Raw genomic sequence first — 691 nt, forward strand, 5'->3', positions numbered from 1 at the left:
TCACACCATGGGAGCGGGTTTTACCAGAAGTAGGTAGCTTAACCGCAAGGAGGGCGCTTACCACGGTAGGATTCGTGACTGGGGTGAAGTCGTAACAAGGTAGCCGTATCGGAAGGTGCGGCTGGATCACCTCCTTTCTAGAGTGGCACKAGAGCGAAAGCTCAGCATCAAGCGTCCACGCTTATCGGCTGTTATAAAGTTAAACGAGAAGAGTTTTCGGGGCTGTAGCTCAGCTGGTTAGAGCACCGTGTTGATAACGCGGGGGTCGTTGGTTCGAGTCCAACCAGCCCTACCACGGATCATGCGGTMGTRATKCCGAGGGGGATTAGCTCAGCTGGGAGAGCACCTGCTTTGCAAGCAGGGGGTCGTCGGTTCGATCCCGTCATCCTCCACCACTCTTCATCACTGCATTTATCMAAGTTCAGTMCARACTGGATTTCGATAAGTGTAGTTCTCGTTCTTTAACAATCTGGAAGAAGTAAAGTTTTCTTTAAGCGTGTAGCTAACGAAAGTTAGACACACACTTAGGGTAGAAAATCTGTTGTATCAACAAACAAAGTAAGCTGTCATTTGCCTRTGACGTTCCCTGACACTCATGCAGGGGCCAACGTTATAGGGACAAGTGAATAAGTGCACATGGTGGATGCCTTGGCGATTACAGGCGATGAAGGACGTTGTAGCCTGCGAAAAG

2 tRNA genes and 1 rRNA gene are annotated in these 691 nt (G+C 49.8%); all 3 read left to right on the forward strand.

The features are described from left to right. Positions 1–137: ribosomal RNA gene (locus AC1DOP_RS27190) — 16S ribosomal RNA — on the forward strand; the annotation flags it as partial. Between the two features lie 81 nt (positions 138–218). Next, positions 219–295 (forward strand) — tRNA-Ile (locus AC1DOP_RS27195). 24 nt (positions 296–319) lie between these two features. Then, positions 320–395: transfer RNA gene (locus AC1DOP_RS27200), tRNA-Ala, on the forward strand. Positions 396–691 lie beyond the last annotated feature (296 nt).

This window comes from Massilia sp. 01N410 (genome assembly GCF_056399665.1).